This is a genomic window from Polynucleobacter sp. 30F-ANTBAC (assembly GCF_018882385.1).
Lineage (GTDB): Bacteria > Pseudomonadota > Gammaproteobacteria > Burkholderiales > Burkholderiaceae > Polynucleobacter.
Map to the genome: position 1 here is coordinate 398204 of NZ_JACVON010000002.1, position 18967 is coordinate 417170.

Here is an 18967-nt window from a genome sequence, read left to right on the forward strand (position 1 = left end):
GACATTAAGAATAATTTCTTATTTAGCCCCGCATGATTCCTCAGTCATTTATTGCTGATTTATTAAACCGCGTCGATATCGTCGAAGTGGTGGGGCGTCATGTCACTCTCAAAAAAGCGGGTGCGAACTACCAAGGTCTTTGCCCTTTTCATAATGAAAAGTCGCCATCATTTAGCGTCTCTCCTACGAAGCAGTTTTATCACTGCTTTGGTTGTGGTGCTCATGGTTCAGCCATCAGTTTTATGATGGAACACTCTGGTTTAACGTACGTTGATGCGATTGAAGAACTTGCGCGCTCAGCAGGTTTAACAGTGCCACGCGAAGAACGTCGACCCCAAGATCTTGCCAAACAAAAACAAGCATTGGCGTTAAGCGAAGTAATGGGGCCTGCAGCCGATTGGTATAAACAGCAACTCAAAGGCGCACCTAAAGCCATTGACTATCTGAAGCGCCGTGGTTTGAGCGGTGAGATTGCCAAGCGTTTTGGTATGGGCTACGCCCCAGATGCTTGGCAGGGACTAGAAGCAGTTTTTGGTACTTATGGTGAAGATGCTTTAGCCAATGTGTTGGTAGAGGCAGGCTTGGTTATTCAGTCAGAATCAAAAAGATACGATCGTTTTCGGGATCGCATCATGTTTCCCATTCGCAATCCAAAAGGGCAAGTGATCGCCTTTGGTGGCAGGATCTTGGATGCTGGAGAGCCTAAATATTTAAATTCACCTGAGACGCCTTTATTCTCAAAAGGTAATACCTTGTACGGTTTGTTTGAAGCACGACAAGCTATTCGAGACAAAGGTTATGTGATTGTCTGTGAAGGTTATATGGATGTGGTGGCCTTGGCGCAATTAGGATTTGCCAATGGCGTTGCTACTTTAGGAACCGCTTGTACTTCAAATCATGTGCGCTCTCTCATGCGCCAATCGGATCGGATTGTTTTTTCATTCGATGGTGATTCAGCCGGTCAACGTGCAGCCAAGAGAGCTTTAGAGGCTTGTTTGCCGATGATGGCCGATGACAAAGAAGTTAAATTTCTCTTTTTGCCAGAAGAGCACGATCCAGATAGTTTTGTTCGAGAAAAAGGTGCGGAGGCTTTTGAGCAAGCGATTAGCCAAGCCATGCCTCTGTCTTCTTTCTTTATTCATGTGGCTAACGAAGGTCATGACTGGAATACCCCGGAAGGGCGTGCTCAAACACAGCATGCGGCCAAGCCCATGTTGTTAGCGATGCCAGCAATCGCTTTAAGAGCGCAATTGGTTCGTGAGTTGGCTCAAAAAATTGGGATTACATCGGCCGAGCTTGAGAACTTTTGCGGTCTTAAATCAGTGGTTGATCAACGCCCAGCACCAACCATGGTGAGTCAGCCCTCTGATAGTTATATGCAAACCGCAAGCAACGCCAATGGTAAGAAGCCTTGGAATAAAAAAACTCAAATTCCTAAAGGTCCACCGCCCACTGCCCCAACAGATTTAGCAGAACAAATCTTAAGAATTATTTTGCAATATCCTGCTCTAGCTAGAGAGTTGAGTGCTGAGCAGAAGCGCCATATTTTGGCTTCAGCCAAAAAGCGCTCTGATAAAGCCATGCTCTTGATGGAAGATTTAATCTTGCAATGCGAAGCCATGCCGCCAAATGTTGGATTTGCTGTTTTTCAGGAGCAATTGGAAAAAACAGCCTTTGCTAAGTCCTATGCCATTTTGCGTGACAGAATCATGAGCACTGAATTAACCGAGGATGCGGCTAAAGAAGACTTTGAGGGAACTCTCAAAAAACTAGAGCAACTCGATCTGAAAGATCAAATGACAGAGATTGCCGCTCGCATTGCGAGTGGTAAGGCCAAAGACGAAGACAAAGCGCTATATCGTCTATTAATGGCAAAACTTAAATAATCTGGAAAAACCATTGGTCACCGACTATAATTGAGGGTTTTCGAATTTCCAATAAAATTCAACAAGTTAGCAGTTCTGTAACTTCTTAGCCATTAAAGTGAGTGAGTACTAACATTATGCCAGCAACTAAAACCAAAAAAACGATTTCCAAGGCAGTAGTCAAGAAAGCTGCCCCTAAGAAAGCTCCAGCTAAGCCAGTTAAGAAGGTTGCCCCTGCTGCCAAGAAGCCTGCAGCTAAAGCGCCAGCGAAAAAAGTAGCGCCTGCCGCTAAGAAGGTAGCTAAGCCAGTTAAAAAAGCAGCCCCAGCCCCTAAAAAAGCGGTTGTTAAGAAGCCTGTTGCTAAAGCACCGGCTAAAAAAGTAGCCCCAGTAAAAAAATCAGCACCGGTTGCTAAAAAGCCAGTTGCGAAAACACTGGCTAAAGCGCCAGCGAAAAAAGTAGCGCCAGTGGCCAAGAAACCTGATGCTAAGGCAGTGAAGGTAGCCGCTAAGCCAGAAAAAGTTACTAAAGCAGCAGTTAAGCCAGTGAAAGCTGAGAAACCAGCTAAAGAGATCAAGCAAACCGCTAAAGAAATTAAAGCTGCATTGAAAGCCAAAGAAGCTGAGGAACTTGCTGCAAATCCAACGGAAGAGCTTGCTGAACAACCAAAGAAAACTCGTGGTCGTAAACCAAAGCCAGTTGAGCCAGTTGATCCAAATGTGGATAACCGTACGGATCGTCAAAAAGCACGTGATCGCAAAGCCAAAGAAAAGGCCTTGTTACAAGAGTTCAATGCACAAAAATTAGGTAGCGAAGAGCAGCAAGAGTTGCGCCGTGCTCGATTGAAGCATTTGATCAAGATGGGTAAGTCACGTGGCTACCTCACGCACGGTGAGATCAATGACGTGATGTCAGATGAAATCTCTGATTCTGATTCATTAGAAACATTGATTAGCTTGTTAAGCGATATCAGTATTACTGTTTACGAACAAGCGCCTGATGCAGAAACATTGTTGTTGAACGAGAACGCTCCTTCAGCAACGACAGAAGAAGAAGCTGAAGAAGAAGCTGAAGCAGCTTTATCAACAGTAGACTCAGAGTTCGGTCGTACAACAGACCCCGTACGTATGTACATGCGTGAGATGGGTACAGTTGATTTGTTGACTCGTGAAGGCGAGATTGTGATTGCCAAGAAGATCGAAGCCGGTCTTAAAGAAATGGTGATGGCACTATCAGCTTGTCCAGTGACGATCTCTGAAATTCTAGATAACGTCACCAAGATTGAAGAAGGCACTATGGAAATCGACGAGTTCGTTGATGGCCTAGTGGATCCTAATGCAGAAGACATTCCGATGACTGCTGTAGAGGAAGAAGAAAATCTTGACGAAGAAGAAGGCGAAGAAGGTGAAGATGAAGGCGGCGGTGGCGGCGGTGGTAATACTGCATCCGCTAAGCAACTTGAGGAATTAAAGCAACTTTCATTAGTGAAGTTCGCTGTGATTCGTTCACAGTTCGACAAAATGCGTAAGGCGCATGAAAAAGAAGGCTACAACTCACCAGCATACAAAAAAGCACAAGAATCCATTCGTAATGAGTTGATGGGTTTCCGCTTAACTGCTAAATCTGTTGAAAAACTTTGTGACACGATGCGTAAGCAGGTTGATCAGGTTTGGGCTTTAGAGCGTGGCTTGGTTCGTGTATTGGTTGATAAAGTAGGTGTGCCGCGTGGTGAAGTTTTAGCCGCATTACCAAAGAATGCACTGAACTTGAAGTGGACTGCTGCGCTACTAAAAGACGGCAAGTCTTATGCTGCCATCTTGGAGCGTAACGTTCCTGCTGTTCAAGAGATGCAACAAAAGCTGATTGATATTCAAACGAACGTTGTCTTGCCACTTCCAGAGTTAAAAGAAGTGAACAAGAAAATGAACGATGGTGAGAAGCGTGCTCGTGCTGCGAAGCGTGAGATGACCGTTGCCAACTTACGTTTGGTGATCTCAATCGCTAAGAAATACACCAACCGTGGCTTGCAATTCTTGGATTTGATTCAAGAGGGCAACATTGGTTTGATGAAAGCCGTTGATAAGTTTGAATACCGTCGTGGTTATAAGTTCTCAACTTATGCAACATGGTGGATCCGTCAGGCTATCACTCGTTCGATTGCTGACCAAGCCCGTACGATCCGTATTCCAGTTCATATGATTGAGACGATCAACAAGATGAACCGTATCAGCCGTCAAATTTTGCAAGAAACTGGTTCTGAGCCAGATGCAGCAACATTGGCCGCTAAGATGGAGATTCCTGAAGATAAGATTCGCAAAATCATGAAGATTGCTAAAGAGCCTATCTCAATGGAAACGCCGATTGGTGATGATGCTGATTCAAATCTTGGTGACTTCATTGAAGATACGAATACATTAGCACCGCAAGAAGCTGCTTTGCATGATTCTATGCGTGACGTGGTTAAAGACATTCTTGATTCATTAACGCCACGTGAAGCAAAAGTACTTCGTATGCGTTTCGGTATTGAAATGAGTACAGACCATACTTTGGAAGAGGTAGGTAAGCAGTTTGACGTGACGCGTGAGCGTATTCGTCAAATAGAGGCTAAAGCTTTGCGTAAAATGCGTCATCCAAGTAGAAGCGACAAACTAAAGAGCTTCTTAGAGGAAGATTAATCCATAAGGGCCCTTAGCTCAGTTGGTTAGAGCAGAGGACTCATAAGAAAGAAGCCCGGAGAGCCTTGTAGTAAAACGCTCTTCGATTTCAAGAGGTTAACGGTGTTTCAAGTGGTTAAAATTCACTACACATCGACTACACACCAAGCGGTTTTGAGAGGTGTGTAGTAAACAGCAGTTTTAGCAGTAATTTGTAAAGTTTTAGGGCCCTTAGCTCAGCTGGTTAGAGCAGAGGACTCATAGCCAAAGCGTTGTGCACCAGATGACGAAAGTCGCTGTGTGAATGGTGTCAAATTCGGAGAAAGCTAAGTCGCAAGATAAGCCAACGCCGAGCCAAGCTTCAGTATGAAAGTGCTGTTGAAGGTGTAGAGACTAGACGGCACCCACCTAAGTCGAAAGATATGGTGAAGGCATAGTCCAGGGAGTTGTGAAAGCAACACAAACCGGAATCCTTTGGTCCGCGGTTCAAGTCCGCGAGGGCCCACCAGTAGTTCAAAAGCCACTCTTCGGAGTGGCTTTTTTATTTGAGCGTTACTTAAAGTAACGGTTGATGCTCTCGCGACCAGCAGATTTAGTAATAGATCATATTAATTTTTTTATTAAGCAATTTAATTACCTAAAAATAGCTTAGTGAGCAAAAATAGTAATTAATCCCAGCTAAACTATCTAAAAGCGAGAAGCGTTGACACTTCCTCATATTAACGGGCATAGTGATAATAATTTTTAGAAATAAATTCTCATAACAGGTCTCGGCGAATCATCACATGACAATAAAAATTCTAGTTGAAAAAAGAGGGCATGCAAATTGTGATTCTCTTCCATTGAGATTTGGTTATCATTTTTCAGATGATGTTGTGCTCGAGCTTGTTCAAGAAAAATTGATTAAGCCCGACGAAAAATATAAAGATAGATTTATTTATGAGGCAAAAATAAAACTCCCGAGTTCTGAAAACTTAATGCATGGCTATTTCGTGGTTGTAGACAACGGTAAGGCGCAGAGTACGCTCGTTACAGCATGGAGAAATGATGATCGTGATACAGAATATACGCTCTCTGAAGTTATCCGAGCGTTAAGGAAAGATGGCAAGTTAACGCCCCAAGATTTAGTGAAATATCACCCTCTTTATCTTAGAGGTGAAATTAAAAAGCATTCAGATGTTGTTGAGCTCTTGGCAAAGAAGATGAGTCAAGCAGAAATAGAATCTATCAAGATTATGGTAGACCAAATTGAAGAAAATGCAGCAAAAATTATTGCTGAAAAAAATAAGATTCAAGAAGAGTTAGCTACTGCATTAGAAATGAATAATGTTTTAGAGAAGAAGCTAGAGCTTGAATCTGCAGAAAAAGAAAGATATCAAAAGGAATTAGCCCTGGCGCAAAGTCAAGGCAAGACAGCTACTTTGTCTTTGCCAGATACTTTAGTTGATGTGAAAGAGCATCAAGATTACTTTGGTTCCGACTGCACAATATTGATAATGGGTGATGGATCTACGAAGCACATGAAATTAGCTACTTGGGATCCAACCTATTCTGTGACGAATAAAGCCTTGGAATTAAAGGGAAGAAGGGTTAGGACCACTTGCTGGGATCCAATAGGACAAGAAGGGCGTTGGTCTAGTAAGGGGTATTTCAATGGCATATATGCCATTGAGGAATGATTGCAAAGGGGCTAAAGTGAGCGTATGTACATCTGATGTAAAGATAATAATTTTAGGAACTAAAAAATCGTTGGTTTTAGACCAAGATGAAGAATTTGAAGTGTCTTTTAAAAAAGGAGAGCCTTTTGGAAAAGATATTCAAAATGTGGCTGATCTCATAGAGAATGCTAGAAATACAGCATATCGAAATGGGGATATGCTTAAGTCCATTCTTGTTGACGGCAAGGATATTATCGAATCCACAATATTTGATCTGCTACTTGATAATGGTTTTTCAGTAGAAGATGCGTGCATTGAGATTAGTTCCTTGCCCGAGTTTGCTAATGCTGACCCATCTGATTTATATGACTTAGTTCAATTAATTGCCTCAAAAAATAGGGATTAATTGTGTCTTTTTAAACAACAGTCTAGGGCTAAGGTCAGATATTCTGGGCAAGTGTTGCGTAGTAAATAGTGCCAAATTTGGTGAAGGCATAGTCCAGGGAGTTGTGAAAGCAACACAAACCGGAATCCTTTGGTCCGCGGTTCAAGTCCGCGAGGGCCCACCAAAAATGAAAATACCAACTTTCGGGTTGGTATTTTTTTGTCCAAAAACCTTACGTCGCAAGTAAAAATCATGCATGATTAAGGTTGGTTATAAAAAATATTGAGATTTATATGAAGAGCGCACAAACACCCTACGAGCAACTAGTTGAGGCATGGAATGGCTTCTTGGAACATATTAAGGTTAATCGCCCAAATGAGATAAGAATCGGTCAATTTGGATATTCTGATATTGAGGTATCTGAAATTGAGTTGCCTTGGAGTTCATGGAAGCTTGTTATTGATTCTCAGGATAAAAGCATCGATATTGTTTACGAAAAGCAGGTTGTAACTCTTTTAAACGCAATGAGGGATGCGTTAAATAATTCAAAAAATAATGGGGTCAATTGGTTTCTTAATTCATCTGGATTTCTGAATCTATCTAGAGAGTTATCTCAACTAGCTTTTGTATTAATACCTGCAATGAGGCGTGATTTAGGTGAGTTCACCAAATTTAATATTCCATCTAGCACCTTGGCTGCATCTGAAATTGAAGCTATAAGAAAAGAAGTAGACAGCTCATTTGAAAGTATTTCTAATGGGGCGGCCAAAGTTGAAGATTTTGCATCTCATGTTAATGATGCAAAAAAAGAAATTTCCGATGCAACCAAGAATCTGCAAGAAGCAAATTTAAAGATTAAAAAAGCGACTGCAGATCTAAATAAACAAGGATTGTCTGAGGCATTTGCCGATGCGGTTAAACAATTTACCAAGGAGAGATTACTCTTTGGGGCTGGTTTTTTGATAGCCGTTATAGGCCTTGTTTGTGTCGGCATCAAAAATGCTCAAGCATTCCAAACTATGGGTCATGATTGGGGTGCATTATCAGGGCTCGCTATTGCTGCACCACTAGTTTGGTTGGGTTGGTTTTGTGCTCGTCAAATGGGTATGTTGACCAAACTTCAACAAGATTATGAATATAAGAAAGCTACAGCCTTAGCGTTTGAAGCGCATAAAAAGGAAATTGTTGAATCCGATGGCGCTGATTTGGAATTGTCTAAAAAATTACTCGAAACAGTTATTAAGAATTTTGGGGACAACCCTGTTCGAGTAATTCAGAATTCAAAATCTGATCATGGGCATCCTTTGGAAGAATTCTTTTCCAAACTAACGGATCAGAAATTTATTGATCAGCTTATTAAAGCTTTAACTCAATTAAAAAATTGAATACGAAAGTATGGTTTATTTTTTTAGATTTTATGGAGAGCAGATATTCTGAACTGCTTAAAGACGATACTAAAAACTTAGCTCTCGAGATTGAATCTGCAATTTTTAGAGATTGTTTTTGCGGGACCACGGGTTTATCAGGCTGGACGTTTTGAGCAGAAAGAAATACCCACAAGCGCAAATATAGTGCCAGTGATAGATGGGGTGATGAATTTAGATTTTGTAGCTCATTCTCATTTTTGAGCCAATTGTTAGAAATGAAGTTTCAAGAGGTCAGTAAATTAAGCGTTACTTAAAGTAACAGTCACCCCGCAAACTCCGCAGTAATTCATCTAATCAGATTGTTCTAACCTAAACTGACACAATGGAAGCCAATAAAACGCAGGAGCAAACCCTTCAAGGATCCAGAGATCTGCATACGTGGCTCTTTAGGCAATTAGATGGAGTGCCGCTACCTAAAACTAGAAGATTCTTACTAGCAATCTCAGCCTTTGATGTGGTTCTAGACTATTTCACTGGCATTACGGCCTCAATTGAAAAGCGGGCATATGGATCTGCTTTTGCTTTAGTGCGATCAATCTTTGAGGTATTTGTTAGGGCTGTGTGGTTAAAAGATTGTGCTTCTGATACGGAATTAGCTGCGTTTGAGCGAGATGAATACGCTAGGAATTTTGATTTAATTCTTTCAAAAGTTGAAAAACTAGATGCTTTTAAGAGTGGAACTCTGTCAGATTTAAAAAACCAAGCTTGGGCAGCTATGAATAGCTATACCCACGGAGGTATTCATCAGATTGCTAGAAGGGTTAAAGGTAATGCTATTGATCCAAACTACCTGGATGAAGAGATCATTGAGGTTTTAAGAATGGGGCAGATGTTTGCATTATTGGCTTTCATTCAGATAGTTCAGGTATCTGGCAGAATGGATCTAGAGCAAAGTGCAATTCAAAAGCTATATGAGATGAAATTGTTTGTAAAAGCCAAATAAGAATTTTTAGAATGATCAACGAAACTCAAAAAAAATCCCTTTACGGGAAATACCTGGCTATATTTAATGCTCACAAGAGTGATCCCAACTTTTTTACTTTGCCACAGTCAAATACTGAGCTAACAACAGTAATGGGGGGTAGGCATTGGTCTTGGCATGTAATTGGTATTACTAAAGCTGCTCTAGAGATTTATAAGGAGTGTGGATTTAGATATAAATCCAAGCAGGGATTAACAAGAGCCCATATTAAGCCTCGAATAGAAACTAGTAAAAAACTACTTAGTCCTGATAATCCTGTTTCCCAAGAAGAATTTTTTGAAATATGGCTTGAGGCTGATAAGACCATAATTTGTGGCCCTGGTGAAAATAAAGACGGATTTGTGCCTGAATATATACCGCTATTAAATGATGATTACAGCCTATTTAAAAGCCACACAATTGGATGGAAGGAGTCTGTTCATATTGAAGGTAAGCTTTTGCAGGATTTGTATCAAAAGTATTGCGTATCCAGTTAAGGTCAATAATTTAAGTAAAGTTTAAAAATTTCCCTAAATACTAGTTGAGCTCAAGATTTGAGCTTATGACGGAAGGTTGCTGTCTGCGTGAGACCATCAGAAAAGAAAATGGGTACCTTAGGGTAGCTATTTTTTGAATTAATTAAAGTTATGTTTATGAGAATTAATAGTTTCTTCTTAAAGTGTAATGAATTACTATAACCAGTTAGTATTTTGGTTAATTTTGTAAAGTATGGTGATTTTAAGAAAGCAATTTAAATGACTGATTCAGGCAATATTTCAGCAACAGTTAGCCAATTAGGTAATGACGCATGGTCTATTGCTGATAGTTTGTGGACTGCCTTGCCTACAAAGGGTGATGTTAAAAACACCATCTTGCCATTTATGGTACTCCGCCGTCTAGATTGTGTTCTTGAGCCGTCAAAGCAAAAGGTTTTGGAGGCTGCCCAAAGGCTTAATCCTGACGCAACCAAAGAGATGCAAGAAAAGCTCTTAGCCAAATCAACTGGTTTGGGTCTTAAGGTATACAACACAGCTCCATTCACAATGCTTGAGCTTAGAAATCAAGATCCTAAGCACCTTTATAGTAATCTAATTGACTATATCAATGGATTTCCAGAGTTTTTGCAAGACGTTTTTATTAAGCGATTTGAGCTTCCATTCAAGTTGGCAAAGCTTGAGGAGAAAGACCGCTTGTATAGCGTTTTTGAAAAGATTACGCAGATGGATTTGCATCCAGAAAATATTTCTAACCTTGAGATGGGCTATCTGTATGAAGAGCTTATCCGTAAGTTTGGTGAGAAAACTGCTGAAGAAGCTGGCTCGCATTACACGCCACGTGAAATCGTTACATTAATTGCAAAATTGCTGCTGAATAACGATAGAGAAGCGGTTCAGGGCGAAGGCGTTATTAGAACTTTCTATGACGGTACTTGCGGAACTGGTGGCATGCTCTCTGTTGCTGAGATTGAAGCTAAAAACCTGAATCCATCCATGATTGTTGAGCTCTATGGTCAACAGTTAACCGATGATGGCTATGCGGTTTGCGTAACCGATATGCTACTTAAGGGCCAAGACCCCTTGCGTATTAAGCTTGGAGATACGCTCAAGAATGACCAGCATTCAGATAAGAAATTCCACTTTTGTATGGCAAATCCACCATATGGCAATGATTGGAAAGATGCCAAGCTTGCAGTAGAGGCTGAGGCAGAAAAAGGTTTTGCTGGACGGTTTGGTGCAGGTTTACCAAGAATTAATGATGGACAGCTTTTATTTGTCCAGCATTTCATTAGCAAATTGCGTGATGATGAGATGGGTGGTCGCGCGGGAATTGTTCTTAATGGCTCACCGCTTTTTACTGGCGGCAGCGGTTCCGGTGAGTCCGATATCCGCAAATGGATTATTGAAAATGACTTGCTTGAAGGAATTATTGGCTTGCCAACCGATATGTTCTACAACACGGGAATTTCAACCTATATTTGGATTCTCAATAACCGCAAACACGCTGAGCGCGAAGGAAAAATTCGACTCTTAGATGCCTCAGGCCCAGAATTTTGGGAGCAAATGCGCAAATCCATGGGTTCTAAGCGTAAGCAATTAAGCTCTGAAACAGTAGACAAAATTGTTGAGCTTTTCTACTCAAATAAACCATCTAAATTTATTAAAGATTTTGATGGTGATGATTTTGGATACACAACGATCACTGTCGAGCGACCATTACGAGACAAATTCGGAAATATTGTTTTATCAATAAAAGGGAAAACAAAAGGTCAACCTCAAGCGGACCCTAATTTACGAGATACTGAAAACGTACCGTTAAAAGAAGATATACAAGAGTATTTCAAACGTGAGGTATTGCCTCATGCCCTCGATGCTTGGATTGATGAATCCAAGTCTAAGGTTGGCTATGAAATTCCATTTACACGCCATTTTTATGAATACAAGCCCCCTCGCTCATTGGCTGAGATTGATGCTGATTTGAAAAAAGTGACTTCTGAAATTCAGGCGCTGTTGAATGAGGTGGCTGAGTGAAGTATTCACCCTATAAGAACTATAAAAATAGTGGCATTGAATGGATTGGCAATATTCCATCCGAATGGATTGATTACAGACTTAAGAATATTGCGAATGTTATAGCCGGGCAATCTCCTCATTCTTCGGATGTTAATCAGGAAGGGCTTGGCATTCCTTTTCTTCAGGGGTGCGCTGAATTTGGATTCAAAACACCAAACCCACTAAATTGGTGTTCTTCAGAGGTTAAATCTTCGCGAAAAGGAGATTGGTTAATCTCGGTAAGAGCTCCTGTTGGGGAGATGAATTTTTCTGACCAATCATATGGCATAGGCAGAGGGGTTGCTGCCATTAGACCCATAGTTGATAAAACTCACCCTGGCTTTTTAGGTTATTTCTTAAAAAATTCGATTGATTATTTAAATTCAGTTTCTACTGGTTCTACTTTCAAAGCCGTAAGCGCAGATGACATCTCTACAATAAAAGTTTATCTACCCTCAATTCAGAATCAAGGTCAAATAGCCGATTTCCTAGACCGCGAAATAGCAAAGATTAATGAACTGATTCAAAATCAGGAAAAGCTGATTGAGCATTTAGAGGAAAGCAAGCAGGCCACTATTTCTGAACTTTCAACAAAGGGAACATCGGGGGCGACATTAAAGAACTCAAACGATATTTTTCTGGGGCACATTCCAAATTTATGGGGTATTAGTAAACTTAAATTTTTCGCAGAAAAAGTTAGTAGCGGCAAGACACCTTCAGGTGGTGGAAGTGTGTACGTCAGCTCTGGAGTTATGTTTTTACGAAGTCAGAATATTTATGATGACGGGCTACGTTTGGATGATGTGGTTTATATAAGTAAAGAGATTGACAAAGATCTTTCTTCTTCAAGAGTATCTCCAAATGATGTACTTTTGAATATTACCGGTGCATCTATTGGTAGAACCTGCATTGTTCCAAAAAACTTTAGCGCTGCAAATGTTAATCAGCATGTTTGCATTATCAGAGTGCCGGAAAAATCTCTATTAAGTCCAGCATATCTTTCAATGTTGCTTAAAGCTTCATTTTCCAAAAAATATTTTGATTACATTCAAAATGGCTCTGGAAGAGAGGGTTTAAATTTCGAGCAGATTCGCAATCTTACAATTCCTGTACCCCCTTTGCATGAGCAAGAAAAAATTGTTTGTGCAATTTCTAAGAAACTTGAAAAAATTGATATCTTGGTCAAGGCTGCCTATGCCTCAATATCACTTCTGAAAGAGCGCCGCTCAAGTCTAATTTCAGCAGCTGTTACTGGAAAAATTAATGTAAGAGGGCTGGCATAAAAATGATTAAAAAAACTATTGCTAAAGTAAAGCTTCATACAGAAGAAGCATTCGAACAGCATTTCGTGGAGCAGCTCATTACAAATCAAGGTTACATTGAGCGTGCAAATTCGGATTACAGGCCAGATTTAGCTCTGGACTCGCAATTGCTTGTCAATTTTGTTAAACAAACTCAGCCAGAGTCATGGGCGCTAATGGAGTCAAAGTTTGGATCGAAAGTTGAAGAGATGTTTTGCAAAGAGGTTGATAAAAAGCTTAAAAGCTCTGACATAGTTACCGTATTGCGTGAAGGTATTCAATTTACCTGGGGAGCAGTAATTAAACTTTGCTACTTCAAGCCTGCAAGCAACATTAATCCAAATTTAGAAAAGCTTTATGAGGCTAATTTATTAAGCGTAATTCGTCAGGTTTATTACTCTGTGAAAGACAGGGGTGAAAAAGGTAAAAACAATTCAATCGATGTTGTTCTATTCCTTAATGGAATCCCCGTTGCAACCGTTGAGCTCAAAAATGCTTTAACTGGCCAAACAATTCAAGACGCTATTCGTCAGTACAAATACGATAGAAAGCCAGCTGGTGAGACTTTATTGGCCTCTGGCAGAGTTTTGGTCCACGTAGCCGTTGATACAGATGAAGCGGGAATGACCACCAAGTTAAACAATGGCAAGACTGTATTTTTGCCGTTAAACCGCGGTAATGATGGTCGTTCTGGCAATGGCGCCATCAAGGATGAATTTAAAACTGCATATCTATATAAAGACCTAGGCGACCAAAAAGCTATTTTTTCTAGGGACGTGCTTTTAGACATTATTGGTAATCTGGCCCAAAAAGACGGTGACGTTCTTATTTTTCCAAGATTCCATCAAATAGATGCCGTTAGAAAACTTTTGGCCGATGCCAAAGAAAAGAGCTCGGGTCAAAAATATCTTATTCAACACTCTCCAGGCTCAGGCAAAACATGGACTATTTCTTGGGTTGCAGCAGGTCTTGCAAAACTACATAACAAAGAGGATAAAAATATCTTTGATTCGGTAGTCATTATTTCCGATAGACGTGTTCTTGATGGTCAGCTACAAAAAGCAATTCGTAAACTCGGTATTAGCAATGCTTACATTGAGACAGTAGATAAAACTTCCGCTCAGTTGCGTGAAGCTCTTGAGGGTGGCAAAAAGATAATTGTGACCACAATTCAGAAGTTCTCTACTGAGACTATTTCCGCTATGAATGCTATGACTGGTAAGCGTTTTGCGGTCATTATTGATGAGGCGCATTCTTCGCAATCTGGTAAATCAGCTCAAGGAGTACAAGAAGCTCTTGGCGACCAGTCTGACGTCGAGGCTCTTGGTGATGAGATTGCTAAGGCTCAAGCATCGAAGCAAAAGCGTGACAACATTAGTTATTTGGCGTTTACCGCTACTCCAAAAAATACAACACTTGAAATATTTGGTACTAGAGAGTCTGTTGATGCAATTCCGCATCCATTTCATGAATACTCAATGCGCCAAGCCGTTGAGGAGGGCTTTATTTTAGATGTTCTGCAAAACTATAGAACATACAAAAGCTATTACGAGTTAGAAAAGACTATTGAAGATGACCCAAGGTTTAAGGGTGCAAAAGCTAAACGTAAGGTTGCTAGGTACGTTTCATTAACTACGATTAACCAGAAAGCAGCAGTCATTGTTGAGCACTTCAATAAGCACGTAAAAAATGAATTAAATGATCAAGCAAAGGCTATGGTTGTTTGTCAAAGCCGCGAACATGCTTTTAGACACTACGAAGCTATCAAAGGCTACATCATAGATCATAAAGATGAATGCAAAGGTTTGGATGCCATCATTGCGTTTTCTGGCGACTTATTCGTTGACGGTCAAACATATACAGAGCCTGGACTTAACGGGTTCTCAGAAAAAGATTTGCCAGAGCAGTTCGATACTAATCTTTATCAGATATTAGTTGTGGCCAACAAATATCAGACTGGTTTTGATCAGCCGAAGATTTGCGCAATGTATATTGACCGTAAATTAGATGGCCTGCAATGTGTTCAAACTTTAACCCGTGCCAATAGAACCTTCCCAGGCAAGACCGCTGAAAGTATCTATATTTTGGATTTTCAAAATACGATTGAAGATATTAAAGAGGCTTTTAAGGTCTACTTTGATATCACTGAATTGGAGGGCTTAACAGATCCTGAGCAGATTTATGAGCTTAAGTCACTGATTATGGAGTCAGGATTTGTTGACCAAGAGTCTGTAGATGATTTTGCTCAAATACTGTCAAAACCTGAGGTAACCACCGGCGATAGGGCCACCTTAGAGGGTATCGTCAATCAAGCTGTAAATAGCTATAACGTTGCCGATATTCCATCTCAAGATGAATTTAGGCAGGCCATAAAGAGTTATTGCCGTTTTTATAGCTTCATTATTCAGGTCTATCCAGTTGCCGACGTCAAACTTGAATCTTTATATTGGTACGCAACATGGCTTGGTAAAAAGCTTAAAAACAATAAGACTGATGACGGTTCTGAATTAACTGATGAAATGATTCGTTTAACCAAGCTACGGATTGAGGAGAGTGAAAAAGGTTCGGCAACTCCTTACGCTGGTAGCTCAAAATCTTTACCACCTATCTCTGCTTTTGGCGTTAATACTAAGCCTACTGAGAATGATGAAAAAGAGCTTTCTGAAATTATTAAAGAATTCAATGATAAACATGGCACAGAATTTACCGAGGATGACATCATTCGCATTGGTATTCAAGCTGAAAAAGTTGCGAATGAAATGAGTGCAGTTATTAAAATCAATCCGGTAGATGTGTCTTTAGACACTTTTGCAGACAGACTTTTCGATAGGATGGCGGAAGTACGTGAGTCTGAGAAAGATTTAGATAATATTATGACCTCAGATCAAGATTCATGGAGAAGGCTAGCTTCATTATTGCTAAGAGCTAATAAAGTTAGGCTTGAGACTGGGTTAGGTCTTTAAATATATAAAGGTAGCTATGAGACCATTTACGTTGGAAGTTTTTGTACCCTCTGGTGATCCTGATGGTGTCTTAGTAGCCTCAATGAATAATTGGCTTGGTAAAGCCACGATATTTCCGCGTGGACTTATTGGCGAAGTTAAGGGCCGAAAAGAATTTCAGCAGCCCGGCGTTTACATACTAATCGGCGGTGGAAAGATTTATATTGGTGAGGGTGATCCTGTTGGCCCACGCCTTGAATCTCATGTACGCCAAAAGGATTTCTGGAGAAAAGCTATCTTCTTTAATTCTGAAGCGGGTCGCTTAAATAAAGCTCATGTTCAGCATCTTGAGTCTCGTTTGGTCCAGATAGCTAAGGAAGCAGGTAAAGCTGCACTAGAGAATGGAAATATGCCTATTGCTCCAGCATTATCTGAATCAGAGCATGCATTTGCTGAAAACTTCTTGAACGATATTCTCTTGATTCTTCCATTATTAGGTTTTCACCAGCTTGAATTAAGGGAAGAAGAAGATGCTGTTGCTCAAGAAGATGACCAGATAGACATTGCAGATGGATCTGAAGGCAAGAGAGCAGGTCTTTATTCATCTTTGCCGAAGGGTATGCAATTTAAGATGAATTGGCGTAATTTAGACTCAACGCTGGAAATAGTTGATAGCGGAGTAATAGTTAAAAAAGGTAGTCAAGCGATGGAACCAGTTCAGGCATCATTTGAGCTTCAAAGCCCTGCATATGCTGGTCAAAGACGACAATTGGTTGAGTCAGGAATTATTAAAGTAGAAGATGGAAAGGCATTTTTTACAGATGATCAATACTTTTCCTCTGGATCTGCTGCATGTGCTGTTGTAAGAGGTAGGACTTCGAATGCCGATCGATGGGTTTCAATTGATGGAACTAGCCTTGGGGATTTAATTAGAAAAGCTAGAGGGCGAGCTTAATAGCTTTGATGGTTTTCCAAGTGTAAATCTTTACTCTATTAAGCCTAGCTTCATTCCGAAAATACAATAGCTTTAATTTATTTTGGCTAAATTGACACTGGTTTTCTTGCCAGTTTGGTTGCTCTAGCTTATCTCTGAAGCTAAATTATGTGTATGTCAACTAAGAAAGAAACTACACATCAATTAATACACCGCAATCTAACCCTCTATCAGCGCGAGCATAGCCAGGTATGGCAATATCGCTACTTACAGTGCTGTACATAAGTACAGTACTGTACTGTAAGCTACGGCTAGGCATTCGGTTGCTCCAATTTGCTGGGCATGCTAATATGTGCATGAAATTTCAATAAAAAATCATGCAAAATATCTTAGTCAAATCGTTTTCAAATGTCCGCCCTAAGCCTGAAGATGGTGCCTTGGGAAGGCTGCGCTCGTATTTGAAGAAGGGGCATGTCTATAGAAGAGAAGAGCTTTTAGACGAATCTAATGCAGTTGACCGTCATTTAAAGCAATTAGTGGATGCAGGTGATTTAGAAAAGCTTGCCCAAGGACTGTATTACGCCCCCAAATCCTCAGCATTTGGTAGAGTGCCTCCAAAAGATGATGATCTAGTAGAGGCTTTTTTAAAAGATGAGAACTTTTTATTACTCTCGCCTAATAGTTATAACTCTTTGGGCCTAGGAACAACCCAGCTCTATAACAAGACGGTTGTTTATAACCATAAGCGTCATGGCGTTTTTCAATTGGGCAATAGAAGTTTTGAGTTTCGGGTAAAGCCACGCTTCCCAAAAAAAGTAGATAAAGAGTTCTTACTAGTAGATCTATTAAATAACCTGGATTCGCTTGCTGAGAATAAAAGCGATGTATTGACTAAGGCGGAGCAGCAGTTAGCAAAGTTTGAAACTGTTAAATTGCAAAAAATGGTTAGCGCTTATGGTGCGGGAAGGACTAAGAAGCGGGTTTCATCTTGGTTGCGCCATCCCCAAAGAGCGTGCACATAATGCTGTTGCATGACCATAAAGATTTTAAAGATCTGATTGCGGCTGTATCAGACGCGATGAGTATTGATCCCACCTTGGTTGAAAAAGACTATTGGATCATGCATTGCTTATGGGGATTGCAGCAGCAAGGATTCACATTTGAATTAAAAGGTGGAACCTCGTTATCCAAAGGGTTTGGACTCATCCATCGCTTTTCGGAAGATATTGATATTCGCATCGATCCACCAATAGGTATAGATGTTAAGACTGGTAAAAATCAAGATAAAGAAGCGCACATAAAATCACGATCTGACTATTATGATTGGGTTGCAAGCAACTTGAAGATTTCTGGCATACGAGATGTTGTACGAGATCATGCATTTGATGATAAAGAAAAAATGCGCAGTGGTGGAGTTCGTTTAACTTACCTATCTGCAACACCATCGTTGAGTGGATTAAAGGATGGCGTGTTATTGGAGTTGGGATTTGACGATACGGCGCCCAACAAAGCTGTGGATATTTCATCATGGGCATATGACTATGCAATTCGGTATGTTAAAGATATTGATGACAATAGAGCAAAAAATGTTTTGTGTTATTTGCCTGAATATACTTTTGTAGAAAAGCTGCAAACCATTTCTACAAAGTATCGTCAGTACAAGGACGGCAAGGGGTTTCCTAAGAATTTTTTAAGACATTACTACGATGTGTATTGCCTGCTAGATTACCGGCCTACTTTAGATTTTGTTAAAACTGATCGATATCACACCAGGAAGCAAGAGAGATTCCCTAAGTCGGATAATTTGATCATTGCTCAGAATCCAGCTTTTCTTTTAAACAACGCTGACGACCGAAAGCTACTTGAGTCTGAGTATCAAAAAGTAGCTAGCCTATATTACAAAGGCCAACCAAGCTTTACTGAACTGTTAAAGCGAATTGAGGAGCACCTAAAGGTTTTGTAAGTAATTAACCTTTTGGGAATAAGTAATCGTAAGGTGATTTGACGTGGGAACAACCAAGTGTTGAGTGGTTGCTCCTAATATTCATTAGTTTTAAAAACCAAAGAGTGAGTTAGCGATTTTTCATATCTCGCTTAATTATTCACACAAGAGCTTGCTCACTGATAATGAGACACTGTAACCTCATGAAAATCTAGTGGTTTTCTTTGGTTGTCTGTTCTCATAATCCTTTGGTCCGCGGTTCAAGTCCGCGAGGGCCCACCAACAAATCAATGACTTAGCGTGAAAACGCTAGGTCATTTTTCTTTTTTGATTGCCATATTTATAGACA

13 protein-coding genes are annotated in these 18967 nt (G+C 40.3%); all 13 read left to right on the forward strand.

The window, feature by feature from the left end; genetic code table 11:
* The first annotated feature begins 32 nt into the window (after positions 1-32).
* The 13 genes from dnaG to ICN28_RS07640 all read left to right on the forward strand — a co-directional run bounded on the left by dnaG (position 33) and on the right by ICN28_RS07640 (position 18639).
* On the forward strand, positions 33-1886 hold the full coding sequence (gene dnaG / locus ICN28_RS07580) for a DNA primase (protein WP_216287522.1): 1854 nt from the start codon (positions 33-35) through the stop codon (positions 1884-1886).
* 116 nt (positions 1887-2002) lie between these two features.
* Positions 2003-4540: an RNA polymerase sigma factor RpoD gene (gene rpoD, locus ICN28_RS07585; protein WP_216287526.1), complete on the forward strand. Its 2538-nt coding sequence runs from the start codon at positions 2003-2005 to the stop codon at positions 4538-4540.
* A 764-nt stretch (positions 4541-5304) separates the two neighbouring features.
* Positions 5305-6198, forward strand: coding sequence for a hypothetical protein (locus ICN28_RS07590; RefSeq protein ID WP_216287528.1), 894 nt, complete (start codon positions 5305-5307; stop codon positions 6196-6198).
* Complete coding sequence (locus tag ICN28_RS07595) at positions 6173-6583, forward strand: hypothetical protein (protein WP_216287530.1); 411 nt, start codon at positions 6173-6175, stop codon at positions 6581-6583. Before ICN28_RS07590 ends, ICN28_RS07595 begins: the two co-directional genes overlap by 26 nt.
* Positions 6584-6855: 272 nt before the next feature.
* Positions 6856-7947, forward strand: coding sequence for a hypothetical protein (locus ICN28_RS07600; RefSeq protein WP_216287532.1), 1092 nt, complete (start codon positions 6856-6858; stop codon positions 7945-7947).
* 364 nt (positions 7948-8311) lie between these two features.
* Positions 8312-8932, forward strand: coding sequence for a hypothetical protein (locus ICN28_RS07605; protein WP_216287534.1), 621 nt, complete (start codon positions 8312-8314; stop codon positions 8930-8932).
* Between the two features lie 11 nt (positions 8933-8943).
* On the forward strand, positions 8944-9447 hold the full coding sequence (locus ICN28_RS07610; RefSeq protein WP_216287536.1) for a hypothetical protein: 504 nt from the start codon (positions 8944-8946) through the stop codon (positions 9445-9447).
* A gap of 258 nt (positions 9448-9705) precedes the next feature.
* Entirely contained in the window at positions 9706-11478 is a 1773-nt protein-coding gene (locus tag ICN28_RS07615; RefSeq protein WP_216287539.1) for a class I SAM-dependent DNA methyltransferase, read from the forward strand.
* Positions 11475-12782 (forward strand): restriction endonuclease subunit S, encoded by a 1308-nt coding sequence (locus tag ICN28_RS09680; protein WP_216287540.1) that lies wholly within the window; start codon positions 11475-11477, stop codon positions 12780-12782. The genes ICN28_RS07615 and ICN28_RS09680 overlap by 4 nt, the downstream gene beginning before the upstream one ends.
* 2 nt (positions 12783-12784) lie before the next feature.
* Positions 12785-15763 carry a type I restriction endonuclease subunit R gene (locus ICN28_RS07625; RefSeq protein WP_216287541.1) on the forward strand — a complete coding sequence of 993 codons (2979 nt, stop codon included), beginning with the start codon at positions 12785-12787 and terminating at the stop codon, positions 15761-15763.
* Between the two features lie 16 nt (positions 15764-15779).
* Entirely contained in the window at positions 15780-16697 is a 918-nt protein-coding gene (locus ICN28_RS07630; protein ID WP_216287543.1) for a GIY-YIG nuclease family protein, read from the forward strand.
* 356 nt (positions 16698-17053) lie between these two features.
* Positions 17054-17698 carry a DUF6088 family protein gene (locus ICN28_RS07635; protein WP_223146593.1) on the forward strand — a complete coding sequence of 215 codons (645 nt, stop codon included), beginning with the start codon at positions 17054-17056 and terminating at the stop codon, positions 17696-17698.
* Positions 17699-17772: 74 nt separating this feature from the next.
* Positions 17773-18639, forward strand: a complete 867-nt coding sequence (locus tag ICN28_RS07640; protein ID WP_255536183.1) for a nucleotidyl transferase AbiEii/AbiGii toxin family protein — start codon at positions 17773-17775, stop codon at positions 18637-18639.
* Positions 18640-18967 lie beyond the last annotated feature (328 nt).

Coding starts and splice junctions, on each gene's coding strand:
- ICN28_RS07615 (WP_216287539.1), top strand. CDS start 9,706: ATGACTGATTCAGGCAATATTTCAGCAACAGTTAGCCAATTAGGTAAT.
- dnaG (WP_216287522.1), top strand. CDS start 33: ATGATTCCTCAGTCATTTATTGCTGATTTATTAAACCGCGTCGATATC.
- ICN28_RS07625 (WP_216287541.1), top strand. CDS start 12,785: ATGATTAAAAAAACTATTGCTAAAGTAAAGCTTCATACAGAAGAAGCA.
- ICN28_RS07600 (WP_216287532.1), top strand. CDS start 6,856: ATGAAGAGCGCACAAACACCCTACGAGCAACTAGTTGAGGCATGGAAT.
- ICN28_RS07630 (WP_216287543.1), top strand. CDS start 15,780: ATGAGACCATTTACGTTGGAAGTTTTTGTACCCTCTGGTGATCCTGAT.
- ICN28_RS07595 (WP_216287530.1), top strand. CDS start 6,173: ATGGCATATATGCCATTGAGGAATGATTGCAAAGGGGCTAAAGTGAGC.
- rpoD (WP_216287526.1), top strand. CDS start 2,003: ATGCCAGCAACTAAAACCAAAAAAACGATTTCCAAGGCAGTAGTCAAG.
- ICN28_RS07610 (WP_216287536.1), top strand. CDS start 8,944: ATGATCAACGAAACTCAAAAAAAATCCCTTTACGGGAAATACCTGGCT.
- ICN28_RS07635 (WP_223146593.1), top strand. CDS start 17,054: ATGCAAAATATCTTAGTCAAATCGTTTTCAAATGTCCGCCCTAAGCCT.
- ICN28_RS07590 (WP_216287528.1), top strand. CDS start 5,305: ATGACAATAAAAATTCTAGTTGAAAAAAGAGGGCATGCAAATTGTGAT.
- ICN28_RS07605 (WP_216287534.1), top strand. CDS start 8,312: ATGGAAGCCAATAAAACGCAGGAGCAAACCCTTCAAGGATCCAGAGAT.